At 73.3% G+C, this 22,886-nt stretch carries 17 protein-coding genes; 8 read left to right on the forward strand and 9 right to left on the reverse strand.

The genetic code is table 11. The features are described 5' to 3' along the window. Window positions 1–323: 323 nt before the first annotated feature. From AB0P06_RS18255 to AB0P06_RS18285, 7 genes are all read right to left on the reverse strand, one after another. Complete coding sequence (locus AB0P06_RS18255) at window positions 324–1,838, reverse strand: FGGY-family carbohydrate kinase (RefSeq protein ID WP_363608409.1); 1,515 nt, start codon at window positions 1,836–1,838, stop codon at window positions 324–326. Beyond that, on the reverse strand, window positions 1,835–3,493 hold the full coding sequence (locus tag AB0P06_RS18260) for a glycerol-3-phosphate dehydrogenase/oxidase (protein WP_363608411.1): 1,659 nt from the start codon (window positions 3,491–3,493) through the stop codon (window positions 1,835–1,837). The genes AB0P06_RS18255 and AB0P06_RS18260 overlap by 4 nt, the downstream gene beginning before the upstream one ends. A gap of 66 nt (window positions 3,494–3,559) precedes the next feature. Next, entirely contained in the window at window positions 3,560–4,447 is an 888-nt protein-coding gene (gene lsrF, locus AB0P06_RS18265) for a 3-hydroxy-5-phosphonooxypentane-2,4-dione thiolase (protein ID WP_363608413.1), read from the reverse strand. Between the two features lie 51 nt (window positions 4,448–4,498). Next, window positions 4,499–5,509: an ABC transporter permease gene (locus AB0P06_RS18270; protein WP_363608415.1), complete on the reverse strand. Its 1,011-nt coding sequence runs from the start codon at window positions 5,507–5,509 to the stop codon at window positions 4,499–4,501. After that, entirely contained in the window at window positions 5,506–6,465 is a 960-nt protein-coding gene (locus AB0P06_RS18275; protein WP_363608417.1) for an ABC transporter permease, read from the reverse strand. The genes AB0P06_RS18270 and AB0P06_RS18275 overlap by 4 nt, the downstream gene beginning before the upstream one ends. Beyond that, on the reverse strand, window positions 6,458–8,077 hold the full coding sequence (locus AB0P06_RS18280; RefSeq protein ID WP_363608419.1) for a sugar ABC transporter ATP-binding protein: 1,620 nt from the start codon (window positions 8,075–8,077) through the stop codon (window positions 6,458–6,460). The genes AB0P06_RS18275 and AB0P06_RS18280 overlap by 8 nt, the downstream gene beginning before the upstream one ends. Window positions 8,078–8,103: 26 nt before the next feature. Further along, on the reverse strand, window positions 8,104–9,228 hold the full coding sequence (locus AB0P06_RS18285; RefSeq protein ID WP_363608421.1) for an ABC transporter substrate-binding protein: 1,125 nt from the start codon (window positions 9,226–9,228) through the stop codon (window positions 8,104–8,106). 274 nt (window positions 9,229–9,502) lie between these two features. On the opposite strand from AB0P06_RS18285, the gene AB0P06_RS18290 reads away from it, so the two are divergent. Then, the gene (locus AB0P06_RS18290; RefSeq protein WP_363608423.1) at window positions 9,503–10,240 is read left to right on the forward strand and encodes a GntR family transcriptional regulator; all 738 of its coding nucleotides are present in this window, start codon (window positions 9,503–9,505) and stop codon (window positions 10,238–10,240) included. Between the two features lie 286 nt (window positions 10,241–10,526). Here AB0P06_RS18290 and AB0P06_RS18295 read toward each other — a convergent pair whose 3' ends face one another. Next, a complete protein-coding gene (locus tag AB0P06_RS18295) occupies window positions 10,527–12,869 on the reverse strand; it encodes a collagenase (protein WP_363608425.1) in 2,343 nt (780 codons plus the stop codon). Between the two features lie 654 nt (window positions 12,870–13,523). On the opposite strand from AB0P06_RS18295, the gene AB0P06_RS18300 reads away from it, so the two are divergent. The 6 genes from AB0P06_RS18300 (at window position 13,524) to AB0P06_RS18325 (ending at window position 20,653) form a co-directional block, all read left to right on the forward strand. Continuing rightward, window positions 13,524–14,633 (forward strand): aminotransferase class V-fold PLP-dependent enzyme, encoded by a 1,110-nt coding sequence (locus tag AB0P06_RS18300; protein ID WP_363608427.1) that lies wholly within the window; start codon window positions 13,524–13,526, stop codon window positions 14,631–14,633. Between the two features lie 101 nt (window positions 14,634–14,734). Continuing rightward, a complete protein-coding gene (locus AB0P06_RS18305; RefSeq protein ID WP_363608429.1) occupies window positions 14,735–16,072 on the forward strand; it encodes an extracellular solute-binding protein in 1,338 nt (445 codons plus the stop codon). Continuing rightward, window positions 16,069–16,995 carry a sugar ABC transporter permease gene (locus AB0P06_RS18310; RefSeq protein ID WP_363608431.1) on the forward strand — a complete coding sequence of 309 codons (927 nt, stop codon included), beginning with the start codon at window positions 16,069–16,071 and terminating at the stop codon, window positions 16,993–16,995. Before AB0P06_RS18305 ends, AB0P06_RS18310 begins: the two co-directional genes overlap by 4 nt. Then, window positions 16,992–17,825 (forward strand): carbohydrate ABC transporter permease, encoded by an 834-nt coding sequence (locus AB0P06_RS18315; RefSeq protein WP_363608432.1) that lies wholly within the window; start codon window positions 16,992–16,994, stop codon window positions 17,823–17,825. The genes AB0P06_RS18310 and AB0P06_RS18315 overlap by 4 nt, the downstream gene beginning before the upstream one ends. Window positions 17,826–17,839: 14 nt before the next feature. Then, entirely contained in the window at window positions 17,840–19,579 is a 1,740-nt protein-coding gene (locus AB0P06_RS18320) for a glycoside hydrolase family 36 protein (RefSeq protein WP_363608433.1), read from the forward strand. Window positions 19,580–19,633: 54 nt separating this feature from the next. Beyond that, window positions 19,634–20,653, forward strand: a complete 1,020-nt coding sequence (locus AB0P06_RS18325; protein WP_363608435.1) for a LacI family DNA-binding transcriptional regulator — start codon at window positions 19,634–19,636, stop codon at window positions 20,651–20,653. A 56-nt stretch (window positions 20,654–20,709) separates the two neighbouring features. On the opposite strand, the gene AB0P06_RS18330 is transcribed toward AB0P06_RS18325, so the two are convergent. Next, entirely contained in the window at window positions 20,710–21,516 is an 807-nt protein-coding gene (locus AB0P06_RS18330; protein WP_363608437.1) for a DeoR/GlpR family DNA-binding transcription regulator, read from the reverse strand. A gap of 185 nt (window positions 21,517–21,701) precedes the next feature. Between AB0P06_RS18330 and galT the strand changes: the two genes are divergently transcribed. Continuing rightward, window positions 21,702–22,853 (forward strand): galactose-1-phosphate uridylyltransferase, encoded by a 1,152-nt coding sequence (gene galT / locus AB0P06_RS18335; protein WP_363608439.1) that lies wholly within the window; start codon window positions 21,702–21,704, stop codon window positions 22,851–22,853. The last annotated feature ends 33 nt before the right edge of the window (window positions 22,854–22,886 follow it).

Genomic DNA, 22,886 nt, shown 5'->3' on the forward strand with positions numbered 1-22,886 from the left:
TCCTCGGCGGCACCCTGACGCTCGGATTCGCCCCTGACACCTGGCAGCCGACGCCCGGGCAGGCCGCCGACTGCCAGGAGAGCCTGGAACAGGGCTTCGGGCCCGGCCCCGATCCGCAGGTCCACCTTGCGCGGCTGCTCAGGCCTCTCATCAGCGGTCAGGCGGTGTTCCGGGCCCGGTTGACACCACCCCCGGGTCGTCCGATCGGCAGGGGCAACAGTCATGCCGGGCCCGGAGGCCAGGAGCCCCGTTCCAGGACCACCACGAAGGAGGTGACGGCGTGGCGGTGCCGGACGGCGTCCCCGGGGGTGGGCGCGGAGGGGCTACGCGGTCGCGGTCCGGTACTGGTCGACGTTCTGCCAGGTGACCGGCAGGGACGCCAGGCACCGGTCGAAGACCTCGGCCTGGCGCAGGTAGGCGGCACGGTCGGGACCGGGGCGCACGCAGAGGTCGTCCGCGTCGCCCACCGACCACGGCTGGAGCCCGTGGGAGAGCGCGGCAGGCAGCAGGGAGGCCACTCCCCGTGCCCCCAGCTCGCTGGTGAGCTGGCGTCGGACGGGGCGGCCCAGCACGTCGGCGAAGATCTGCGCCCAGACCTCGGAGCGGGCGCCTCCGCCCGCGATCCGCCAGGGGCGGTCGGCCACGTCCGCCCCGCTGGCCACGAGCCGGTCGAGCTGTACGCGGTGGTACTGGGCGACGCCCTCGATGACCGCGCGGGTCAGGTGGCCGCGCCGGTGCACACCGGAGATGCCCAGGAAGGTCCCGGACGCGGCGGGATGCTCGGGCGCGCCGTTCACGAAGGGCAGGAACAGCAGGCCGTCCGCGCCCGGCCGGACCCCGGCCGCCTCTCGCAGCAGTTCCGTCGGCGGCACCCGGTCGGCCCGGTCGTGCGGCACCGCGGCGGCGGCCAGCCACTCCAGGTTGGCGGCCGAGGTCGGGGCCACCTCCATCGCGAGCATCCGGCTGGGGTCCGGCAGCAGGGCACTGAGGGTGACCTTGGGCGCCGGGGTCCGGGCCGGCACCACCGCGCCGTTGATCGCCCAGGTGCCCACGATGACCGTGACGTCGCCCAGTTCGTGGCCTCCCGTGCCCAGGGTGGCCGCCACGCAGTCCATGGCGCCCGCGATGACCGGCAGCCCCTCGGCCAGGCCCGTGCGGGCCGCTGCCCGCGCGGTCAGCCCGGCGACCACCTCACCGGAGGGCCGCAGCGCGGGGAAGCGGTCCAGGTCCGCGGCCGGCAGGCCGACCAGGTCCAGCGCGGTGGTGGTGTACCGGCGGGTGTCCAGGACGACCATGCCGAAGGCGCTGGCGTCGCTGTAGTCGGCGCTGGCGACCCCGGTGAGCTGGGAGGTCACCCAGTCCTTGCAGGACAGCGCCCATCGGGTGGCCCGGTAGGCCTGTGGCTCGTGGTCGCGCAGCCACCGCAGCAGCACCGCGGGCTGGGCCGCCCACGGGATGGAACCGGTCTCCGCGGCGAGCCGGGCGGCCGCCTCGGGGGAGATCGCGTCCACGATCCGCTGCGCCCGGGTGTCGGAGGAGGCGATGGCGGGGCCCACCGGCCGCAGCTCGGCGTCGACCGGGTAGAGGCCGTTGCCGTGCGCCGCGACGCCGAGGCCGGCCGGGGTCCAGCCGTCGGCCGTCAGCTTCGCGTTCAGCTCGGCCAGCAGCGACAGCACCGTGTCGGCCAGCAGGACCATGTCCACGTCGTGGCGGTGCGCGGTGACGCAGGTGCGCGGTGTCCGGGCGGTGACGACGTACAGCTCACGGCCCTGTGCGTCGAAGGCGGCGGCCTTCGTCGCGGTCAGCCCGACGTCGACACCGATGTAGCAGGTGGTCACTGTGGTCTCCTGTCGCCGGTCGCGGCGGTCGCCGGGGTCTTCAGGCCCCGGGGACGGAAGCGCCGCAGCTCCGTGTCGTAGGCCGCGATCTCCGCGGCGATCCGTTCGTCGTCCCAGCCCAGGTACCGCGCGGCGATCCCGGCGCAGCGGGCGGCCGCGGCGCGGCCCATGTCGCCGCCCAGGCCGACGAGGGTACGCCGCAGCATGATGTCCCCCAGGGTGACGGCTCCCTCGTCGACGACCGCGACGGCCACCTCGGCGGCGATCGCCCCCGATTCCTCGTCGACGACCTCCAGCAGCCCGGGGTCGGCCTCGGCGAGCGCCAGCACCCGTCGGGCCCGTACGCCGTAGACGTCGAGCAGCCGGCGTCGCTGGGCCGGGGTGAGTACCGGGGAGTTGAGGAAGTCCTCGCGGAACGCCTCCCACTGCGCGGTGTCCGCGCCGGGGAACGGGCGGGTGCGGGTGGTGCAGCGCCGTGGGGCGCGTCCCATGACCTTGAGCGCCTTGTCGGTGACGTCCTCGGCGAGCGCGCGGTGGGTGGTGAGTTTGCCTCCGATGACGGTGAGCAGGCCGGGGTGGGCCGGGGCGTGGTCCAGTACCGTGTGGCCGCGGCTGATCTTGGCGTTGTCGGTGACGTCGGCGGCGTAGGGCAGGGGGCGGATGCCGGACACGCTGTAGAGCACGTCGTCGGGGGTGAGCCCGGCGCCGGGGAAGATCCGGTTGGTCTCGTCGAGCAGGTAGTCGATCTCCGCCTCGCTGGCCACGACCTCGTCCAGGTCGCCCTCGTAGGTGAGGTCGGTGCTGCCCAGCATGTAGCGGCCTTCCCAGGGAAGGACGAAGATCGGCCGCTGGTCGGCCGCGGCTTCGAAGAAGATGCAGGTCTTCGGGGCCCCCGGGAAGGGGTCCACGATGACATGGCTGCCCTTGGTGCCGCCGTTGAGCCGCTTGGAGGCGATCTGCCCTTCGAGGACGTGGTCGATCCACGGGCCGGCGGCGTTCACGGTGAGGCGGGCCCGGATCTCCTGTTCCTCGCCGGTCCGGTTGTCGCGGGTCCGCAGGCCGGTCACGCGCGCGCCGTCCCGGATGAGCCCGGTGACGGTGGTGTAGGTCAGGACCCGGGCGCCGAGGTGGCGGGCGTCCAGGAACAGTTCGACGCAGAGCCGCTCCGCCCACGGGACCTGCGCGTCGTGGAAGAGCGCCGCACCCCGCAGGCCCTTTCTGGACAGGTGTGGCCAGCGCTGGGCCACCCGGTGGTTGGTCACGGTGCGGCTGAGGCCGCGCCCCCGGCGCGCCGCCAGGGCGTCGAACACGGCGAGGCCGAGCCGGATCAGGATCCCGGGCCTGCTGTTGCCGGCGTAGAAGGGGATGAGCATGGGGTAGTCGCGGACCAGGTGCGGGGCGCTGCGGAACAGCAGGTGGCGTTCCCGGATGGACTCGTGGACCAGGGTGAAGTCGTAGCGTTCGAGGTACTTCAGGCCGCCGTGGATGAGTCGGCTGGACGTGCTGGTGGTGCCGGAGCCGACATCGGCGCGGTCGACCACGACGACGCGCAGGCCGCGGGCCGCAGCGTCGCGGGCGATGGCCAGCCCGTTGATCCCGGCTCCGACGACGGCGAGGTCGACGATGTCCTCGCCGTTGGAGGGATGGTGCGACATGGGAGCTCCCGGAGGTGAGGGGTGCCGGTCCCGGTGGTTCGCACCGGGACCGGCACCCGTGCAGGGTCAGGCGGAGGCGGAGCCGGCGGACTGTTCCCGGAACAGCTCGTACGCCTCTTCGGGCTTGACCTCGTCGTGCACGACGGCCCGGACGGCCGCGAGCATGGCGGCCGGGTGCTCGCTCTGGAAGATGTTGCGGCCCATGTCCACACCGGCCGCGCCCTCCTGGACGGAGCGGTAGGCCATGGTCAGGGCGTCCAGCTCGGGCAGCTTCTTGCCGCCCGCCACGATGATCGGCACCGGGCAGGCCGCGGTGACCGTCTCGAAGCCCTGCTCCACGTAGTAGGTCTTGACGACGTGCGCGCCCATCTCGGCGCTGATCCGGGTGGCCAGCCGGAAGTAGCGGGCGTCGCGGACCATGTCCTTGCCGACCGCGGTGACGCCGAGGACGGCGATGCCGTGCCGCTGACCGGCGTCCACCAGGGCGGCCAGGTTGCGCACCGAGCGCGACTCGTGCTCGGCGCCGATGAAGACCTGGGTGGCCACGGCGGCGGCGTTCAGCCGGACCGCGTCCTCCATGTCCAGGGCGATGTGCTCGTCCGAGAGGTCACGCAGCACGCTCGGGCCGCCGCTGGCGCGCAGCACGATCCCTGCCTCACTGTGCGAGGGGATGCTGGTGCGCAGCGCACCCCGGGTCATCATGATCGCGTCCGCGTCGGGGACGAGCGGGGCGATGTTGGTGTCCAGGCGTTCCAGGCCGGCCATCGGGCCGAGGAAGTAGCCGTGGTCGAACGCGAGCATCACCGTGCGGCCGGTGTCCCGGCGGAAGATCCGGGAGAGCCGGTTCTGCAGGCCCCAGTCCTGGGCGTGGGCGCCCTTGACGTGGAAGGTGCCCGCGGCGGCCTGGGCCCCGCCGAAGTCGCGGGCCTCGATCAAGGCGTCGGTGTCAGCCATGGGTGTGTACTCCTGTACGTGTCTGGGTTGTCGGGGGTCAGTTGTCGGAGGTCAGTTGTCGGGGTTGGTCGGGGTGGCGGACGCGCCCGGGACGGGTGGTCGGTGCCCGGTGCGGCGAAGGGGGGTGCGGCCGGTGCGGCCTCCCCCGCCCGCCAGGAAGAGGACGAAGAGGACGAGGGAGCCCTTGAGCAGGTTCTGCGCGGCGGTGCTCCAGCCGACCAGGTTGACCAGGCCGTCCAGCAGGATGAAGAACAGTGCGCCGCCCCAGATGCCGACCGGCACCGCCCGGCCGCCGGAGATGAGCGTCCCGCCGATGACCACGACCGCGATCGAGTCCAGCAGGTAGCGGGTCCCCAGGTCGGGGGCGGGCGCGATGTAGGTGGCCAGCAGGGCTCCGGCGAGCCCGGCCAGCGCGCCGCTGGCCAGGTAGGTCGCGGCGAGCACCCGGGTGACGGGGATACCGGCCCGCTCGGCGGCGCGGGCGCTCTGGCCGATCGCGGTCAGCGACCGGCCGTACGTGGTTCCGCGCAGCAGCAGCACGATCAGCACGGTCAGCACCGCGACGGCGACGGCCGTCAGCGGCACGCCCGCCGGGCGCAGGTTGAGCAGCCGGCGCAGCCCTGAGTCGGGTACCGCGGTGAAGCCTTCGGCCATGACCAGCGTGCAGGACGAGGCCATCAGGCCGGTGGCCAGGGTGGCGATGATCGGCGGCATCGAGAGGCCGAGGATCGCCGTCGCACTGACGGTGGCCACCGCGAGGCCCGCCGCGATCCCGGCGAGGATGCCGAGCGTCACCGAGCCGGTGGTGGAGGCGGCCGCGACGGAGACGAACCCGGCCAGCGAGATGACCGGCCCCACCGACACGTCGATGTTGCCCGGCCCGGCGGTGACCACGAGCATCTGACCGACGCCGACGAGGACGAGGTACGGCGCCAGCGACAGCGCGAGGGAGACCGTCTGGCCGCCGCCCTGGCCGGAGACCGCCAGGATGACCAGCCAGACCAGCAGGGCCGCGAGGAATCCCCAGATCCAGGGGCGGGTGAAGAGCGCACGGAGGTTCATCGCAGCACCCTCCCGATCACGGCCCGGCCGGCGAGGACGGCCAGCACGATGCCGCCCTGGACGGCCGACTGCATGTTGGACGGCACGTTGAGCAGGCTGAGCGTGACGCTGACCAGGCCGAGGGTGACGCCACCGATGGCCACGCCCCACGGCACGGCGCTCCCACCGCGGAAGCTTCCGCCGCCGAGGATCACCGCGGCCACGGTGACCAGGGTGTAGCTGGAGGCCGACGAGACATCGCCGCCGCCGGTCTGCGAGGCCAGCAGCAGCCCGGACAGCACCCCGAGGACGCCCGCCACGGCGTAGACGGCCACCCGGGAGGTCAGCGGGCTCAGCCCGGCGCGCTCCAGCGCGGTGGTGTTGCTGCCCAGGGCGCGGATGCGCACGCCCACCGAGCTGCGCCCGGTCAGCAGGTACGTCAGCGCGGCGACCGCGATGATCGGCAGCAGCGGTGCGGGGAACCCGCTCGGCTGCCAGGCGCCGAACCGCGCCAGCCACTCGGGGGTGGTCCCGCCCGGGGTGGGCAGCAGGAACAGCCCCAGGCCCAGCCAGATGAACGAGGCGCCGAGCGTGGCGATCAGCGAGGGCACCCGGCGCAGGTGGATGAGCGCGCCCAGGACGGCGTACCCGGCCACCAGCGCCAGCAGCATCAGCGCTCCGACCAGGGGAGAGGTGACCAGCCGGGTGGCGGCGACGACGGTGACCAGGCCGACGAAGGAGCCGATCCCGAGGTCGATGTCGCCGACCGACATCAGCATCATCTGGGCCTGGGCCGCGAAGACCAGGGGCACGGTCGCGGACAGCACCAGCGTGAGCCCCGGGACGGTCAGCACCCCGGACTGGAGGGAGGCGCAGACCCCGATCATGGCGGCCAGGGCGATGGCGCTGACCGCGGCCGGTGCGGCTCTGTGCAGCCCGGCTCTGGTCGGCAGGGCCGACGTGAGGACATCAGTCATGGCGGTGTGCTCCGGCTGGGCTCCCGGCCGCCTGAGGGGCGGCCGTCGGGTGGGGGGCGGGCGGCGGCTCGGGCGCCGGGTGGGGGGCGGACTCGTCGAAGGAGACGGCGATGATCCGTTCTTCGGATATCTCGGCCCCGGCCAGTTCGGCGACGACCCGGCCGGCCCGGAAGACGTAGACCCGGTCGCAGTGCGCCATCTCGGCGTTCTCGCTGGAGTACCAGACGACGCTGCGCCCCTGGGCCGCCTCGGTTCGGATCAGGCTGTACAGGTCGGTCTTGGTGTGCACGTCGACGCCCCGGAAGGGGTCGTCCAGCAGCACCAGGTCGGCCGAGGAGGCGAAGGCGCGGGCGACGATCACCTTCTGCTGGTTGCCGCCGCTCAGCGCGGTCATCGCGGCGTCGGCGCCGCCCCGGATCGACAGCTTCCCGACCCAGTCCTGGACGACGGCGCGTTCCTCGGCGGTCCGGCGGAGCCCGTACCGGGCGAGGGAGCGCATGCCCGAGACGATGAGGTTGTCCGCGACGGTCCACAGCGGCAGGACGCCGGAGCGCTGCCGGTCGCCCGGGACGAACGCCCGGGTGCCGTGCACCTTGGTGTCGCGGCGTACCGGGTGCCAGAGGCGTTCGAGTACCTGCTGCTGGCCCTGCCCGGCCAGCCCGGCCAGGCCCACCACTTCGCCCTTGGCGACGCGCAGGCTGACGCCGTGCAGGCCGGGTCCGGTGGCGTCGCGCAGTTGGGCCACCACGGGGCCGTCGGCCGCGGGCGCCGCCCCGGTGGCCGGGCCCGTCCCCCGGGCCGCGCCGCGGGGTGCCACGTCGGCGCCCATGAGGGCCAGCACGTCGTCCTCGCGGAGTCCGGCCGCCGGGCGGTCCTCGGCGACGGCGCCGTCGCGCAGCACCGCGACCCGGTCGGCCACCGACAGCACCTCGCGGATGCGGTGCGAGATGAGCAGGACGGCGGTGCCGCGGGCGGTGAGGGTGCGGACGTACGCGTACAGCGACTGCGCGGCGTCCGGGCCGAGCGACTCGGTCGGCTCGTCGAGGATCAGCAGGTTCAGCGGATGGGCCAGGCCGGCCCGCGTGATCTCGACCATCTGCCGCTGGGCGAGCGTGAGGTCCTCGACCCGGTCGCGGGGTGACACGCCGTGGCCGGGGAACATCTCGTCCAGCCGCTGCCGCACCGCCTCGGCGGCGGCCCGCCGCGGGCGGGTCCGGGGCAGGCAGTGGCGCGAGGAGAGCCAGATGTTCTCCGCCACGGTGAGGTCGGGGCAGAGCGAGGTCTCCTGGTACGCCATCCGGACGGTGCGGAAGTCCTGTTCGCGGGGCCGGGTTCCGCCGGGGACCTGTCGGTCCAGGACGGTGACCGTGCCCTGGTCGCAGCCCTCCAGACCGGCGAGAACCCGCATGAGGGTGCTCTTGCCGGCGCCGTTGTGGCCGACCAGGCCGAGCACCTCGCCGGCGTGGACCGCGAGGTCCACCCCGTTGAGCGCGCGGGTGGGACCGTAGCTCTTGGTGACGCCGCGTGCGGCGACCACGGTCACGGCGCGGGGGTCCTGGTTCTTCCCCGGCGGGACGGCGGATGGTCCCGCCGGCAGCTTGTCGACGTGCATGCCTCGCTCCTGGTGTGGTCGTCCGGTCAGCCGGCGGTCGTCGGGACCGGGGGCTGCACCGGGGCGCCGCCGCTCTTCGAGGCCTCCACCTGCTTCTGGAACAGCTCGCGGGTCCACGGCCAGGCCGCGTACTGGTCGGGCTTGAGCACGGCGGCCCAGGCGTCGCGGTCCTTCTGCTCCACCAGGACGATCGGCAGGGTCATGTGCTGCGGGACGTCCTTGCCGTCCAGCAGGTCCAGTGCCGCCCACAGGGCGGCCACCGACTGGCCCGGGTCGGACATGACGGCGACCGAGCCGTTGTCGAGCTTGGTGTCCTTCCAGTAGTTGAGCGCGCGGCCGTTGGTCTCGAAGGTGACCGCCGGGACGGGCTTGCCGGCCGTGGTGAAGGCCTGGGCCACGCCGTAGCCGTCGCCGCAGCCGATGACGCCGTCCACCGTGGGCACGCTGGAGAGCACGCCGAGCACGGCCTTCTGCGCGGTCGCGCCGTCGCACATGCCGTTCACGGTCGCGGCGGTCTTCACGTCCGGGTACTTGGCGAGGATCTCCTCGGTGGCCTTGTGCATCTCGGCCTCGGGCTGGGAGCCCACCACACCGCGGCTGACGATGACGTTGCCCTTGCCGCCGATGCCGTCGAGGAGGGGCTTGGCCGCGTCGGTGGCCCAGTCGGTGAAGCTGTTCTGGATCACATGGGCGCACGGGGCGTCGATCGCGGAGTCGAAGACGACCACCTTGACGCCGGCGGTGCAGGCCTGCTGGATGACGGGCTTCAGCGCGGTGGGCGAGGCCGGGTCGATCAGCAGCGCGTCGGGCTTCTGCAGCAGCAGGCTCTTGATCTGGGCGATCTGTTCCGTCGCCGAGTTGTCGCCGGGCGCGTTGACGGTCTGGTACTTGCCGATCAGCCCGTCCGCCTGGGCCTGCTTGGCGGCGGTCTCGAACGAGGCGACCATGGTCTGCCGCCAGCCGTTGCCGATGAAGCCGTTGCTCAGGGCGATGAACGGCTTGCCCGGTCTCTTGGCGGATGTTCCGGCGTCGCCGCCGGCCGAGCCGGAGCCGGAGCCGGAGCCGCAGGCCGTGGCGAGGAGCGCGACGGCGGTGGCGAGCGAGGCCGCGGCTGCGGCACGACGGCGCGGGGAGGTCGAGGGGATGCGCATGGTGCCTCCTGGGAAGCAGGACCGCTGAGGGTGGGGGTGGGGCGGCGGTGGGGGTCAGTGCCCGGTTCCGACGCAGTGAGTAGTCATTACAGGCCTGTAATGACAGGTTGGCCAGAGGGTGGGAGCTAATGTGTTGTAGGTCACACTTGTGGCCGTAGCGGCGGAAAATCTCCCCGCTGGGGGATCTCTTGTTCCCTACCTGTCATGACAGCATCGATGCCGTGGCATGATTTGAGGACACAGTCGTACCGCCACCGAGGGGGATGGTCAGACCATGGCGCATCAGCGGTTGAACCGCGATTCCAGCGAGCCGCTCTGGATGCAGCTGATGACGGCGCTACGCGCCCAGATCGAGGCCGGCCGCCTGGCACCCGACCAACCCCTGCCCTCCGAGGCGGAGCTGACGGACCTCTACGGCGTCTCCCGCACCGTGGTCCGCGAGGCGCTGGGCGAACTCGTCCAGCAGCGGCTGATCTACAAGGTCAAAGGGCGCGGCGCATTCGTCGCCCCGCGCAAGACCGAGCTGCGGTTCGTCGGCTCCGTCTCCGGCTCCGCCGACGACCTGCGGGAGTCCGGACGCCGCGTCACCACCCAGACCATCCACCAGGAACTGGCCGAGGCCGACGAACGCGAGGCCGCACTGCTGCGCATCCCCATCGGCGAACAGGTGGTGAGGACGCGCCGGCTCCGGCGGGTGGACGGCCAGCCCTGGCTCCTGGTCGACACCACCCTGCCCGCCCGCCTGGTCCCCGGCCTGGAGAAGGCCGTCCTGGAGAACCAGTCGCTCTACGACGTGCTGCGCCGTCGCTACGGCATCGAACCCGACGGGGCCGACCGCTGGATCGAGGCCGTCTTCCCCAACGAGCAGGACGCGGCCGTCCTGGAGGTCTCCACCTCCACGCCGCTGCTCGGCATCGAATCCGTGTCCTGGCTGCCCGACCGGACCCGCTTCGAGGCCTACTACGCCCTCCACCGCAGCGACCAGACCCGCTTCTACGTCGGCATCCGCTGACGGGAAGTCACTATTCGGCGGCCCCAGGGGATATGACGAGGGATGCGTCGATGTCCAGGGCCGGGCCGGGCGGTTCGCACCTGCCCGCGGGGGAAGCGGGTATCCCGTCGGGGGTCTCGTCGGCGTGCGGCCGGGCGATCCCGCCCAGGCCGCCCTTTGACCGCAACCGGGTACGGTGCCTGGGGACGGTCGTCAAACTCCCGCCTGCGTGGCGGTGTTGGGGCAATGCCGCCACGCCCCCCGCCCGGAGGGCGGACGGCGTGGGTTCGACGACAGGCCCCGGCGGCTAGCGGCGCAGCGGGCCCTCGCAGGTGTAGTCGGCGCTGCCGGCCTGGCCGGCGGGCCAGACGTCGACCTTGCCGAACCAGCAGTTCATGTCGGCCATGTTGTTGCTCGCGGCGCCGCCGCGGCCGAGGAGGAAGTGGTCGACGGTGTCGGCCATGTCCTTGCGGACCCGGCCGCTGTCGGCAGGGTTGCCGAGGTTGGCGGTGATGCGCCCGGTGCAGGTGAAGCGCATCTTGTTGTCCCAGTCGCCGTTGTCCTTGCAGACGGGGGCGTTCTCGGTCGCCTTGGCGAACGCCGCCTGCACCTCGGGGGCCAGGGCGGAGGCGAGCCGGCCGTTGGGGGTGTAGGTGGTGTCGGGGACGAACAGCTCGTCGGCGAGCGGCACCTCGGCGTCGAGGTAGGCGGTGTAGTCGCGCTGGAGGGCGGCGTCCCGGCCGAGGCGGTCCCGCCAGGCGTCGTAGCCGGTGCGGTCGTCGGCACGCAGCAGGCGGTACATCTCGGCGAGCTGGTCGGGGTGCCGCTCGCCGAGGAGGTTGAAGAAGGTCGCGGCGTAGGGGTAGGCGCGGAAGCCCTCGCCCGCCCAGGTGGCGTGCAGGATCTGGTCGACGGTCAGGCGGGGGGTGCCGGCCTGGTCGTCCCAGCCGACCTGGCGGACCATGTACTTGCGGGCCTTGACGCCGTCGTCGCGGGTGGCGCCGGCGAAGTACTCGGCGGTGCCCTCGTTCATCGCGAAGGTGGCGTCGCCGGGCCAGCGGGTGGTGTAGCCGGACTCGGGGATCGCCCAGCGGGCGTTGAGGTAGTGCGTGTACTCGTGCCGGAACAGCTCTTCGAGGCTGAAGTACGACTCGGCGGTGGTGCGCTGGTAGGTGTAGAAGGTGGACTGGTCCTCCATGAACATGCCGCCGTTGTTGACGTCGCCGATGCCGAACAGCAGGCTCTGGAAGGACTGGTAGTTGGTCTTGGTGTCGTAGAGCTGGACGGTGAGCGCCGGGTGGGTGTCGTCCGCGAGCGGCTGGTCGGTGCCGATGACGCGGAAGAACTGCGCCTTGACCTGCTTGGTGGCGTAGTAGAGCTGGTCGGCGGTGGCCCGGTCGAGGGCGGTGCGCACGACCAGGGTGCCGTTGTCGTACGTGTAGGTGTTGGGGAAGAGCTGCTTCTCGATGTCGGCGCGGCAGACGCCGTACTGGGCGCAGAGACCGAGGTCGTTGACCGGGCCGACGAGGTTGGCCCAGGGCCTGCTCATCCGGCCGAAGGTCGCGGCGGCGAGCTCCAGTTCGGGGCCGATCCGGCTGGTCAGCTCGGGCTTGAGGGCGCCGATCTGGGCGAAGCGACCGTACTCCAGCATGGCGTCGGCGGCGGCCCACTCGCTGGCGGTGCCCCTGAGGTGGGCGTAGCCGGCGAAGACCCGGAAGGTCTCGCGGTAGTCGGCGTCGGCGGCGACGGCGGCGCGGAAGAGGCCCTGCGGGTCGTCCGCGACATTGGAGATGCCCTGGAAGTTGATCTGGAGGGCGCCGAGGGCGGCCCAGTTCCAGCCGCTGTCGCCGATCACCCTGCCGCCGGGCGCGAACATCCGCAGGACCTGCTTGATCAGCGGGATCCGGGCCTGCCGCAACTGCGGGGTGGAGCCGGCCTGGAACAGCTCGCCCATGGTGTTGCCGTTGGTGGTGGTCGGCTCGAACACCCGCGGGTTGGCGGTGTAGGCGGCGATGGCGCGGTCGACGGCGGCCACGGTGACGGCGTCGCCGCCGTCGATCTCGGAGTGGCTGAAGTCGAAGTAGGCGACGCTGTGCAGGTAGTACCAGAGTTCCTGCTGGTTCAGGTTGTTGGCGCTGTCGAAGGAGGGCGCCAGGGTGCTGATCCGGTCGGCGACGGCCTGCACGTGGGCAGGGGTCATCACCTTGGCGAGCTGGGGGTTCCAGGTGAGCAGCAGCGGCCGCAGGCAGGCCTCGTAGGTGTGGCCGCGGTCGGCGAGGAAGTCGGCCAGCGCGCTCGGGCCGAGCGCCGTGAACTCCTCGGGGGTGCAGGCGGCCTGCCGCGCGGCGACGCCGCGGGCGGCGGCCGGCGGAGCGGTGGCCGGTTCGCCGGGCTGGGGGCCGCCGGTGGTCGGCTGGAGCGCAGCGGTGCCGGGGAAGCCCTGCGGGCCGGACCGGACGGCGGCGCCCGGAGCGCCCTGGTGCGCCACCTGGTCGCCGGCGGTCGGCCGCGCGGTGGCGGAGGCCGCCTGGGTGGTGGCTGCCCCAAGGGGGCCGGCGACGGCCTGGGCGCTGTGCAGCAGCGGCACGGCGAGGGCGGTGGCCAGGGCGGCTGAGAGCAGGGTGTTGCGCACGGATGCGGTTGAGGGCACCGGATCTCCTCGATGGGGGTACGTGTGGGGGGTGGTGCGGGGGTGCTCGCCGGGGGAGGAGGGAGGCGGCGGGCGCCCCTGATACCGGGACTTGGGGTGGTGCCGGTATCGGGATACAGCGATGTCGACGTGGAGCTGGACCCGTACGGGGCCGCCGCGGAAGCGGATCGGATCGGCGGCCCCGTACGGGGGTTCGGTGGGGCTGCGGGGGAGGGCGTGGGGTCCGTGTCGTGGACCCCAAGCCCTGGCGCGGCCGAGGTGGGTGAGATGCGGTCAGGACCGGCCGGGCCGAGAGTCAAGTGCCAGGAGAATCACCGCTGTTGAGGGCAGCGAGGAGATTCCCGGCGACCCGGTCGGGTCACTGGGTGAGGGCGGCGGCCGGGTGGCCGCCCTGCATAACATAGTAATGTGACATGGCACTCGACAAGAGGGTGCAGCCCCGTTATTCATCCGTGTCCGAGCGGATCCCGGCCGTGTCGACCCCCGGCGGGAGGGATGCCGTGGAAGGTCACGGAAGGGTTTCGAAGTGGCGCGGCGTCACACGGAGGCCTTGACGCGGTCCGGGGTGCGGCGTTTGCTGTGACCCGCTCGTTTAATTCTGTTTGTATCTGGTCTGTTATGTGCTTTTGAACGTTCAAATCGAAGGAGCGCGACATGGGCGCGATCGCTGGGGCGGCGGAGTACCTCCGGCAGTTCGACGAGCCCGTCGGCTACCTCGACTTCGCGCGCTTCGGGCCGGTGTCGGCCCGGGTGCGCGACGTCCTCGGCCGGGCCGCCACCGCGATCCACGGCCAGGGCTGGGAGGCGCTGGCCGGTCTCGACGCGGCGGGGGAGGAGGCGGCCCGGGCCGCCGCGGACCTGCTCGGCTGCGCGGCGCACGAGATCGCCTTCGTCAGCTCGACCTCGCACGGCATGTTCGCGGCGGCCCACGCGCTGCGGGGCCCCGGTACGGTGCTGGTCGGCCGGTCGGACTTCCCCGGCGCGGTCTACCCCTGGCTGCGCGCCGAGGAGAGCGGAGGCCTGACGGTCCGTCTGATCGACGGACCGGTCACGGCGGACGCCGTCCGGGCCCACCTGGACGACCGGGTGCGGGCGGTCTCGGTCTGCGCGGTGGACGCCGCGACCGGCCACCGGGTGCCGCTGGCCGCCCTCAAGGAGCTGATCGGCCCGCGGCGCGTCCTGGTCGTCGACGCCGTCCAGGCCCTCGGCGCGGTCGGGATCGCCGCCGACGCCGCGGACATCCTCGCCTCCGGCGGCCAGAAGTGGCTGCGCGCGGGGTGGGGGGCGGCGCTCCTCCTGGTGCGCGACCGGGTGGCCGGCCTGCTCCGGCCCGGGCTCGGCGGCTGGTCGGGCGTGGTCGACCCGATCGACCGCGACGACCACCCGCGCCCGGCCCGGCCCGGCGCCGTCGCGCACACGCTCACCAACCCGGACGGCCCGGCCGTCGCCGCGCTCGGCGCGGCACTCGCGCTGGTCCGGGAGACCGGCGTCGAGCGGATCAACGCCCTGATCGGCGAGGCGCTCGACGGCCTGCTCGACGCCGCCCGGTCGGCCGGTGCCGAAACGGCCGGCGGTACGGGCAGCGGGATCGCCCGGTTCCGGCTGCCCGGAGCCGACCCGGCCGCGGTCCATCACGCACTGACCGGCGCCGGGCTCGCCACCACACTGCGCGGCGGCTGGATCCGGCTGTCGCCGCACGCCTCCAGCGGGCCGGAGGCGGCCGCCCGGCTGGCCGGGGCGCTGCACACCCTACGGGCCTCCTGACCACTCCGGACCCCGGCCCGCCGGGAGCGTCCGCCACCCGGTCGGCCAAATCCCGTCCGGGTGCCCACAGGTGACGCCACCACATTTTCGAGAGGAATGCAATGTCACACCTTTCCCGTCGCGCCCTGCTGCGCGCCTCCGGAGCCGGCCTGCTCGGCCTGACGGCACTCCCCGCGCTCTCCGCCTGCTCCGGCTCCGGCTCGGCCCCGGGCGGGGACGCGGCCACCGGCACCGTCACCGTCTGGTCCTGGACCTCGGCGGCCGAGGCGTTGCGCGCCGTCGTCCCGGCCTTCGAGAAGGACAACCCGGGCATCAAGGTCGACGTCCAGGACATCGGCGAGCCGGCGATCTGGGACAAGATCACCGTCGGTCTGGCGGCCGGCGGCCAGGGCCTCGGCGACGTGCTCCACATCGGCTGCGACTACCTGCCGGGCTACCTGGAGAAGTTCCCCGGCGGCCTGGCCGACCTCTCGGCCCTCGGCGCCGACGCGCACAAGGAAGCGTTCGCCCAGGGGCTCTGGCCGGTGGTCAGCGGCAAGGACGGGCACGCCTACGCGCTGCCGTGGGAGGTCAACCCGTTCGGCTTCTTCTACCGCAAGGACCTGTTCGACAAGGCCGGCCTCGACCCGGAGTCCTTCCGGACCTGGGACGACGTGATCGCCGCCGCCGGCCCCTTCAAGGCGGCCAACCCGGGTGTCGCCCTGATCGGCCTCAACAAGCCGGGCACCCCCGACGCCGACCCCAACTTCCTGCAGGCGCTGATGCAGCTCCAGGGCGCGTTCTACTTCGACCTCAAGGGTGCCATCACCATGGGCTCCCCCGAGGCGGTCCGGGCCCTGACCGTCATCAGGAGCCTCGACGAGGCCGGGCTGGTCGCGGACTCCTCCGGCGACCACGGCTGGTCCAACCTGGTGAAGGCGGGAAAGGTCGCCGCCGCCCCGCTGGCAGCCTGGGCCGCGCACTACCTGGAGACCAAGTTCCCGGACCAGAGCGGCAACTGGCGCCTCGCCCGGCCCGCGGCCGTCACCGCCGGCGGCAAGCGCGCCGCCATCGTGAACTCCACCCACCTCGCCGTCTCGGCCACCAGCCCCCGCCGCGTCGCCGCCTGGAAGTTCGTCGAGTACGCCCTGACCAGGCCCGCCTCGGTGAACGCCATGTTCACCGCCGGCGGCGTCTTCCCCGCCCTGACGGCGGCCCACACGGACCCGATGTACGCCGCGCCCAGCGCCTTCTACGGCGGCCAGCCCGTCCTGAAGACCTTCGCCGACCTGCTCGCCGAGGGCGCGGACGCCACCAACTACTCCGGCGACTACGCCCGCGCGCTCAAGCTCGCCGGCGACGCGCAGGTGAAGGTCTTCCTCAAGGGCGCCGACCCGGCGGCCGTCCTCAAGGACGCCGCCAAGCAGCTCGCCCAGCAGACCGGGCGCACGATCGCATGACCGCCACCGCCCGACCCGCCGCCCCGGCCCCGGCCGTGGCGGCGGCGCCCCGCCGCCGGGCGGCCGTGCTCCGCCGCCGGGCCCTGCCCTACCTGCTGCTCGCCCCGGCCCTGATCACCTTCACGGTGTTCAAGGCCTACCCGATCATCTCCTCCCTGCTGCTCTCGCTGACCACCGGCTCCGGCGCCGCCACCCACAACGCGGGCCTCGCCAACTACCGCCGGCTGCTGAACGATCCGCTGTTCTGGACGGCCTTGCGCAACACCGGCGAGATCCTCGTCGTGCAGGTCCCGCTGATGCTCCTGCTGGCCCTCGGCCTGGCCGTCGGCATCAACTCGGCCGTCGTCCGCTGGCGCGCCGTCTGGCGGCTCGGCGTCTTCATGCCGGCCGTCACCGGGCTGGTCGCCACCGGTGTGATGTTCGCCTTCCTGCTGAACACCGACCACGGCGCGGTGAACTGGCTCCTCGACGCCGTCGGCCTGCCCACGGTGGACTGGCTCGGCAGCCCGTTCTGGTCGCGGATGTCCGTCGTCCTCGTCCTGACCTGGCACTACACCGGCTACAACGCCGTCATCTACCTGGCCGGCCTGCAGGGCATCCCCAAGGAGCTCTACGAGGCCGCGATGATGGACGGCGCCGGACCGCTGCGCCGCTTCCGGTCGATCACCGTGCCGGCCCTGCGCCCCGTCCTGCTCTTCACGGTGGTGCTCTCGACCATCGGCACGCTGCAACTCTTCGACGAGCCCTACGTGCTGACCCACGGCGGACCGGACAACGCCACCCTGACCGTCTCGATGTACCTGTACGTCAACGGTTTCCGCTACTTCGACTTCGGCTACGCCTCCGCCATCGCCTACGCGCTCACGCTGCTCGTATCGGTGCTCGGAGCAGTCCAGACGCGCCTGATGGGAGAGCGCGAATGAGCACGAGGTCCGCGCGGCCGCGCGGTTGGCCCCTGACCCTCGTCCTGGCCGGTGTCGCCGGGCTCTCGGTCGGCCCGTTCTACTGGCTGGTGGTGTCCGCCACCCAGAAGGACGGCGACATCTTCGACTGGCCGCCCAGACTGCTGCCCGGCGGCAGCCTCGGCGACAACCTCGACCACCTCCAGGCCAAGATCGGCCTGCTCCGCGTGGTCGGCAACTCGCTGCTCGTGGCCGGGCTGCAGACGGCGGGGGCACTGGTCGTCGCGCTGCTGGCCGGCTACGCCTTCGCCAAGTTCCGGTTCCGGGGCCGTACCGTGCTGTTCGCCCTGCTGCTGTCGACCCTGGTCGTGCCGGAGCAGGTGATGCTGGTGCCGCTGTTCAAGATGATGATGTCCTTCGGCCTGCTCGACAGCTACCAGGCCATGGTCCTGCCGGGCCTCTGTGTGCCGTTCGCGATCTTCCTGATGCGGCAGGCGCTGAGCGGGATGCCGGACGAACTCCTGGACGCCGCGCGGGTCGACGGCGCGGGGGAGTTCCGGGTGCTGTGGAGCGTGGTCGTCCCGGTCATGCGCCCGGTGCTGGCCGCCCTGTCGATCTTCCTCTTCCTGGGCTCGTGGAACCAGTTCGTCTGGCCGCTGATCGCGCTGCGCAGCCCCGAGATGCACACCCTGCCGGTGGCCCTCGCCACGCTCCACGGCAACGAGAGCAACACCGACTACGGCGCGATCCTCGCCGGGACCGCGCTGTCCACCCTGCCGATGATGGTCCTCTTCCTGGTCCTCCAGCGGCAGTTCATCTCCGGCCTGCTGGCCGGCGCCACGAAAGGCTGACCGTGGAGGAAACCGTGGAGGAGACCGTGGAAGAGATCTGGGAGCCGCACGCCCCCACCGCGTCCGGCCGTCCCCGGCCGCTGACCGTCGAGGGCCTGGACCTCCTGGTCACCGGCACCGCGACGGCGCGCACGACGGACGAGGGGGTCGTCGAGGTCACCGCGGACGGCGAGGGCGAGGTACGGATCGAGTGGCGCCTCCCGTGCGTCGACGCGACCGCCTTCTGGACCCCCGACCCCAAGGGCACCGGCTGGCTGCCGGCCGCCTGGAGCGCCCCCCGCCGGGTGACCCTGGCGCGCGGCGCCCCGGTCGCCGCCCTGGTCGGCACCGGCGACATCGCGATCTGCGCCTTCGCCGCCGACCGCCCCGACGTCCTGGCCGGGGCCGGAGTCCTGGAGGAGACCGGCGAGTTCCGCTTCTGGGTGCAGGCGGCCGGGCGGCTGACCGTCCGGATCGACACCTCCCGCCGGCACTTCGCCCGCTGCCTGGCCGCCATCGCCGGCTGGTGGTGGGCCGACCGCGAGGCGTCCGTCCCCGAGGCCGCCCGGCTGCCCGCCTACTCGACCTGGTACTCGCTGCACCAGGACATCAGCCCCGAGGCGGTGGAGACCCAGGCCGCGCTCGGCAAGGAGCTCGGGCTGGACAGCATCATCGTCGACGACGGCTGGATGACCGCCGACCGCACCCGGGGCTACGGCCACTGCGGCGACTGGGAACCGGTCTCGCTGCCCGACACCGCCGCCCACGTCCGGCGCGTCCACGACCTCGGGGTGCGGTACCTGCTCTGGTACGCCCTGCCGTTCATCGGCCGGGACAGTGCCGCCTGGGAGCGGCTCGGCCGGTACGCGCTCGCCGACGCCGCCCACATGGGCGCGATCGTCGCCGACCCGCGCTACCCGGTGGTGCGCGAGCACCTCACCGAGCGGCTCGCCCGGGCCGTGGAGGAGTGGGGGATGGACGGGCTGAAGATCGACTTCGTGGACTGGTTCGGCGTCGAGAACCCACCAGCCGCCGGCCCGGAGGCGGACTGCGGGACGGTCGCCGAAGGCCTCGAACTGCTCCTCGCCGAGATCCGCCGGCGGATCACCGCCGTCCGGCCGCAGGCCATGATCGAGTTCCGGCAGCCGTACGTCAGCCCCGGCCTCTGGCCCTACGTCACGATGATCCGGGCCACCGACTGCCCGCTCAGTCCGGCCGAGAACCGGCAGCGCACCATCGACACCCGGCTGGTGGCCGGCCCGATCGCGGTCCACGCCGACATGCTCATGTGGCACCCGGCCGAACCCCCCGAGCAGATCGCCTGCCACCTCATCAACGTGCTGTTCTCCGTGCCGCAGATCTCGGTGGACCTGGCGGTCCAGACCCCGGAGCAGCGGGAGGCGATCGCCTTCTGGCTCGGCGTCTTCCGCGAGCACCTGGGGACGCTGCAACTCGGCGAACTGCGCCCGGCCCGGCCCGACCTGGGCTACCCCCTGGTGACCGCCGTCGGCGGCGACACCGTGGCGGTCGCGCGCTACGCCCCGTGGCCCGTCCGGATCGGCTCGGATCCGTGGCGCACCCTCCTGGTCGCGAACGCGGACGCGGACCCGGAGGTCCGACTGGTCGGCGGCGGGGGACTGGCGGAGGCCGTCGTCCACGACGCTCGCGGACGGCAGGTCCGGCAGGGCACCATCGACCTGGCCGGCGGTGCGGTCGTCCCCGTGCCGCGCGGGGGGCTGCTGACCCTGCGCCGGGCGGAGCCGGGCCGAGGGTGAGGCCGCCGTCCACCGGTCACCACTGATGAGCCCGATCCAGCCAGCGGAGAGCAGATGAGCCAGGAACCACGTCGGCCGCGGGGCGGCGCCATCACCATCGAGGACGTCGCCCGCGCGGTCGGCGTGTCCCGGCAGACCGTCTCCAACGCCCTCAACGCGCCGCACCGGGTCCGCCCGGACACCCTGGAGCGGGTGACCGCGGCGATCGAGCGGCTCGGCTACCGGCCGGACCAGTCGGCCCGGTCGCTGCGCACCGGCGCCCGGCGCACCCTCGGCTACCTCGCGCCGACGGACGACCCGTTCGACCCCAATCCGCTGATGGCGGGTTTTCTGGAGGCCCTGGTCGACGCGGCCGGGGCCGAGGGGTACCGGGTGCTGCTCTTCCGGCCGCCGCCCGGTACGGCGGACCCGCGGCCGACGATCGACGAGGTGGTCGCCGCCCGGCAGGTGGACGGGCTCGTCCTGGCGGACGTGCTCCACGACGATCCGCGGGTCGGCCACGTCGCCGCGGCGGGGATCCCGTTCGCGGCCTTCGGCCGGATCGGCGAGGGCGGTCCGCGGCACTGGGTCGACATCGACAACGGGGCGGCGATGGCGGAGGTCGTCCGGCACCTCGCGGAGCGCGGCCACCGGCGGATCGGCTTCGCTGGGCCCCCGGCGGGCCTGCCCTGGATGGCGGCACGGCGGGAGGGCTTCCGGGCGGAGGCGGTCCGGCAGGGGCTGGAGGTCTCCGAGCCGGTGGCGCCGGCGGCCGTCGGGGAGATCAGGGCGCTGCTGCGGGGGCCGGACCGGCCGACGGCGGTCGCGGCCGGCAGCGACCTGCTGGCGCTGGACGTCTACGAGGCGATCCGGGCCGAAGGCCTGGTCGTCGGCCGTGATGTCGCGGTGGTCGGGTTCTACGACACCCCGATCTGCCGGCACCTGCATCCCGCGCTGACGTCCGTCCGGCTGCCGCTGCGGGCCATCGCCTCGGCGCTGGTCCGGCTGCTGCTGGCCCAGCTCCGCGGCGAACCGCAGCCGGAGGCCGGGCTGTTGCTGCCGACCGAGCTCGTCGTGCGCGACAGTTCCCGGTGACCGGCCGGCCGAGCCGGCGGTGCCGCCCGGCCCTGCGGCCGGTGGGCCGGGCGAGGTCAGGACGCGGGGACGACGATCAGCTCGCCGACGAGGCGGGCGGCGGCCTCGCGGTCCTCGTCGGGCAGGGCGTCGTCGGTGACCAGGACGTCGATCTGGTCCAGTGTGGCGAACGAGGCGAGGCCGACGGCGTTCCACTTGGTGTGGTCGGCGGCGACCACGACCCGGCGGGCCGACTGGAGGAAGGTGCGGTTGGTCTCCGCCTCGGCGAGGTTCGGCGTGGTCAGTCCCGTGGCCGGCGAGAGGCCGTGGCAGCCGAGGATGAGCACATTGACGTGCAGGGACCGGATGGCCTGGTCCGCCACCGGGCCGACCAGGCCGTCCGACGGGGTGCGGACGCCGCCGGTGCGGATGACCGTGGCGGAGGGCGGGGTGCCGTCCTCCGCGGGCTGTTCGAGCACGTCGGCGATCCGCAGCGAGTTGGTGACGACGGTCAGGCCCTCGACCGCGCGCAGGTGGCGGGCCACCGCGTGGGTGGTGGTGCCGGCCGCCAGGCCGACCGCCGAGCCGGGCGGCACCAGCCCGGCGGCGGCCCGCGCGATCGCCTCCTTGGCGGGCAGCTGCCAGGACGCCTTCGTCTCGAACCCCGGCTCGCCGCTGAGCGGGGCGTCCACCTTCACGGCGCCGCCGTGGACCTTGTGGATCAGACCCCGGCGGGCGAGCGCGTCCAGATCCCGGCGGACGGTCATGTCGGAGACCCCGAGGTCCCGGACGAGTTCGGTGACCCGGACGCCGCCCTGCGCGCGGACCAGGTCGAGGATCTGGACGCGCCGCTGTCCGGCGAGCGGTTGGGCACTGTCGCGCATCGGGCGGCCTCCTGGCGGCGCGGTGATCGGTGAAGAGTGATCGATGAAGGTGGTCAACGCCATGATGGCAGGTCGTGGCGGGGCGCGCCCACCAATTCTGTTGCTTTTTGTTGGATGTTGTTTGATTATGATGTTGCCTGGTCGGGCCCACCGGCCGGCCGCCGGAACGCCTTCGGGAGGAAGACATGGCCAGGACCGTGACCGAGCCGACGGCGCCGCCGTCGGCGGCGGGGACGGAGAGGACGGTGACCAGGCTGGCGGACGGCCGGGAACTCGTCTACTTCCACACCGGGGCCGCCCCCCGCCCGGCCACCGACCGGCGCCCGCTGGAACCCGCGGCCGACCGCCCCGAGGTGCGCCTCGACCCGGCCACCGGCGACTGGGTCACCATCGCCGCGCACCGCCAGGTCCGCACCTACCGGCCGCCGGCCGACGAATGCCCGCTCTGCCCGTCCCGGGACGGGCGGCTCAGCGAGATCCCCGCCGGGGACTACCAGGTCGCCGTCTTCGAGAACCGCTTCCCCTCGCTCGCCGGAGCGCCCGGCGCGCCGTCCGCCGATGCCACCGATCCCGCCGAGGGCGGGCTGCACACCGCCCGGCCCGGCTCCGGCCGGTGCGAGGTGGTCTGCTTCACCGCCGACCACGGAGCCTCCTTCGCCGACCTCGACGAGGCCGGCGCGCGGCTGGTGCTGGACGCCTGGACCGACCGCACCGCCGAACTCTCCGCCCGGCCCGGCGTCGCGCAGGTGTACTGCTTCGAGAACCGCGGCACCGAGATCGGCGTCACCCTCGCCCACCCGCACGGCCAGATCTACGCGCTGCCCTTCACCACCCCCCGCACCGCCCGGATGGCCGGACAGGCCGGCCGCCACCGCGCCGCCACCGGCCGCAACCTCTTCGAGGACCTGCTCGCCGCCGAACGCGCCACCCCCGAACGGCTGGTGCTCACCGGAACGCACTGGACGGCCTTCGTCCCGTTCGCCGCCCGCTGGCCCTACGAGGTCCACCTCTACCCCCACCGCCGCGTCCCGGACCTCACCCGCCTCACCGAGGACGAACGCGCCGAGTTCCCCGGGCTCTACCTCGAACTGCTGCGCCGCTTCGACCGGCTCTTCGGCACCCCGGAGGCCCCCGTGCGCACGCCCTACATCTCCGCCTGGCACCAGGCGCCGCGCGAGGGCGGCGCCGAACTCGCCCTGCACCTGGAGCTGTTCACCATCCGGCGGGCCGCCGACAAGCTCAAGTACCTGGCCGGGGTCGAGTCCGGCATGGACGCCTTCGTCAACGACATCGCCCCGGAGGCGGCCGCCCGGCGGCTGCGGGAGGTCGCCTCGTGACCGGGCCCGCGAGCAGCGCCACCACCCCGTCCC

The sequence above is a fragment of the Kitasatospora sp. NPDC088351 genome (genome assembly GCF_040685575.1).
In the GTDB taxonomy this organism is placed as follows: Bacteria; Actinomycetota; Actinomycetes; order Streptomycetales; family Streptomycetaceae; genus Kitasatospora.

What these genes read in the sequence shown, in the direction of transcription:
- AB0P06_RS18260 (WP_363608411.1), bottom strand. Translation starts at nt 3,493, where the DNA reads ATGTCGCACCATCCCTCCAACGGCGAGGACATCGTCGACCTCGCCGTC.
- lsrF (WP_363608413.1), bottom strand. Translation starts at nt 4,447, where the DNA reads ATGGCTGACACCGACGCCTTGATCGAGGCCCGCGACTTCGGCGGGGCC.
- AB0P06_RS18270 (WP_363608415.1), bottom strand. Translation starts at nt 5,509, where the DNA reads ATGAACCTCCGTGCGCTCTTCACCCGCCCCTGGATCTGGGGATTCCTC.
- AB0P06_RS18275 (WP_363608417.1), bottom strand. Translation starts at nt 6,465, where the DNA reads ATGACTGATGTCCTCACGTCGGCCCTGCCGACCAGAGCCGGGCTGCAC.
- AB0P06_RS18280 (WP_363608419.1), bottom strand. Translation starts at nt 8,077, where the DNA reads ATGCACGTCGACAAGCTGCCGGCGGGACCATCCGCCGTCCCGCCGGGG.
- AB0P06_RS18285 (WP_363608421.1), bottom strand. Translation starts at nt 9,228, where the DNA reads ATGCGCATCCCCTCGACCTCCCCGCGCCGTCGTGCCGCAGCCGCGGCC.
- AB0P06_RS18290 (WP_363608423.1), top strand. Translation starts at nt 9,503, where the DNA reads ATGGCGCATCAGCGGTTGAACCGCGATTCCAGCGAGCCGCTCTGGATG.
- AB0P06_RS18300 (WP_363608427.1), top strand. Translation starts at nt 13,524, where the DNA reads ATGGGCGCGATCGCTGGGGCGGCGGAGTACCTCCGGCAGTTCGACGAG.
- AB0P06_RS18305 (WP_363608429.1), top strand. Translation starts at nt 14,735, where the DNA reads ATGTCACACCTTTCCCGTCGCGCCCTGCTGCGCGCCTCCGGAGCCGGC.
- AB0P06_RS18310 (WP_363608431.1), top strand. Translation starts at nt 16,069, where the DNA reads ATGACCGCCACCGCCCGACCCGCCGCCCCGGCCCCGGCCGTGGCGGCG.
- AB0P06_RS18315 (WP_363608432.1), top strand. Translation starts at nt 16,992, where the DNA reads ATGAGCACGAGGTCCGCGCGGCCGCGCGGTTGGCCCCTGACCCTCGTC.
- AB0P06_RS18325 (WP_363608435.1), top strand. Translation starts at nt 19,634, where the DNA reads ATGAGCCAGGAACCACGTCGGCCGCGGGGCGGCGCCATCACCATCGAG.
- AB0P06_RS18330 (WP_363608437.1), bottom strand. Translation starts at nt 21,516, where the DNA reads ATGCGCGACAGTGCCCAACCGCTCGCCGGACAGCGGCGCGTCCAGATC.
- galT (WP_363608439.1), top strand. Translation starts at nt 21,702, where the DNA reads ATGGCCAGGACCGTGACCGAGCCGACGGCGCCGCCGTCGGCGGCGGGG.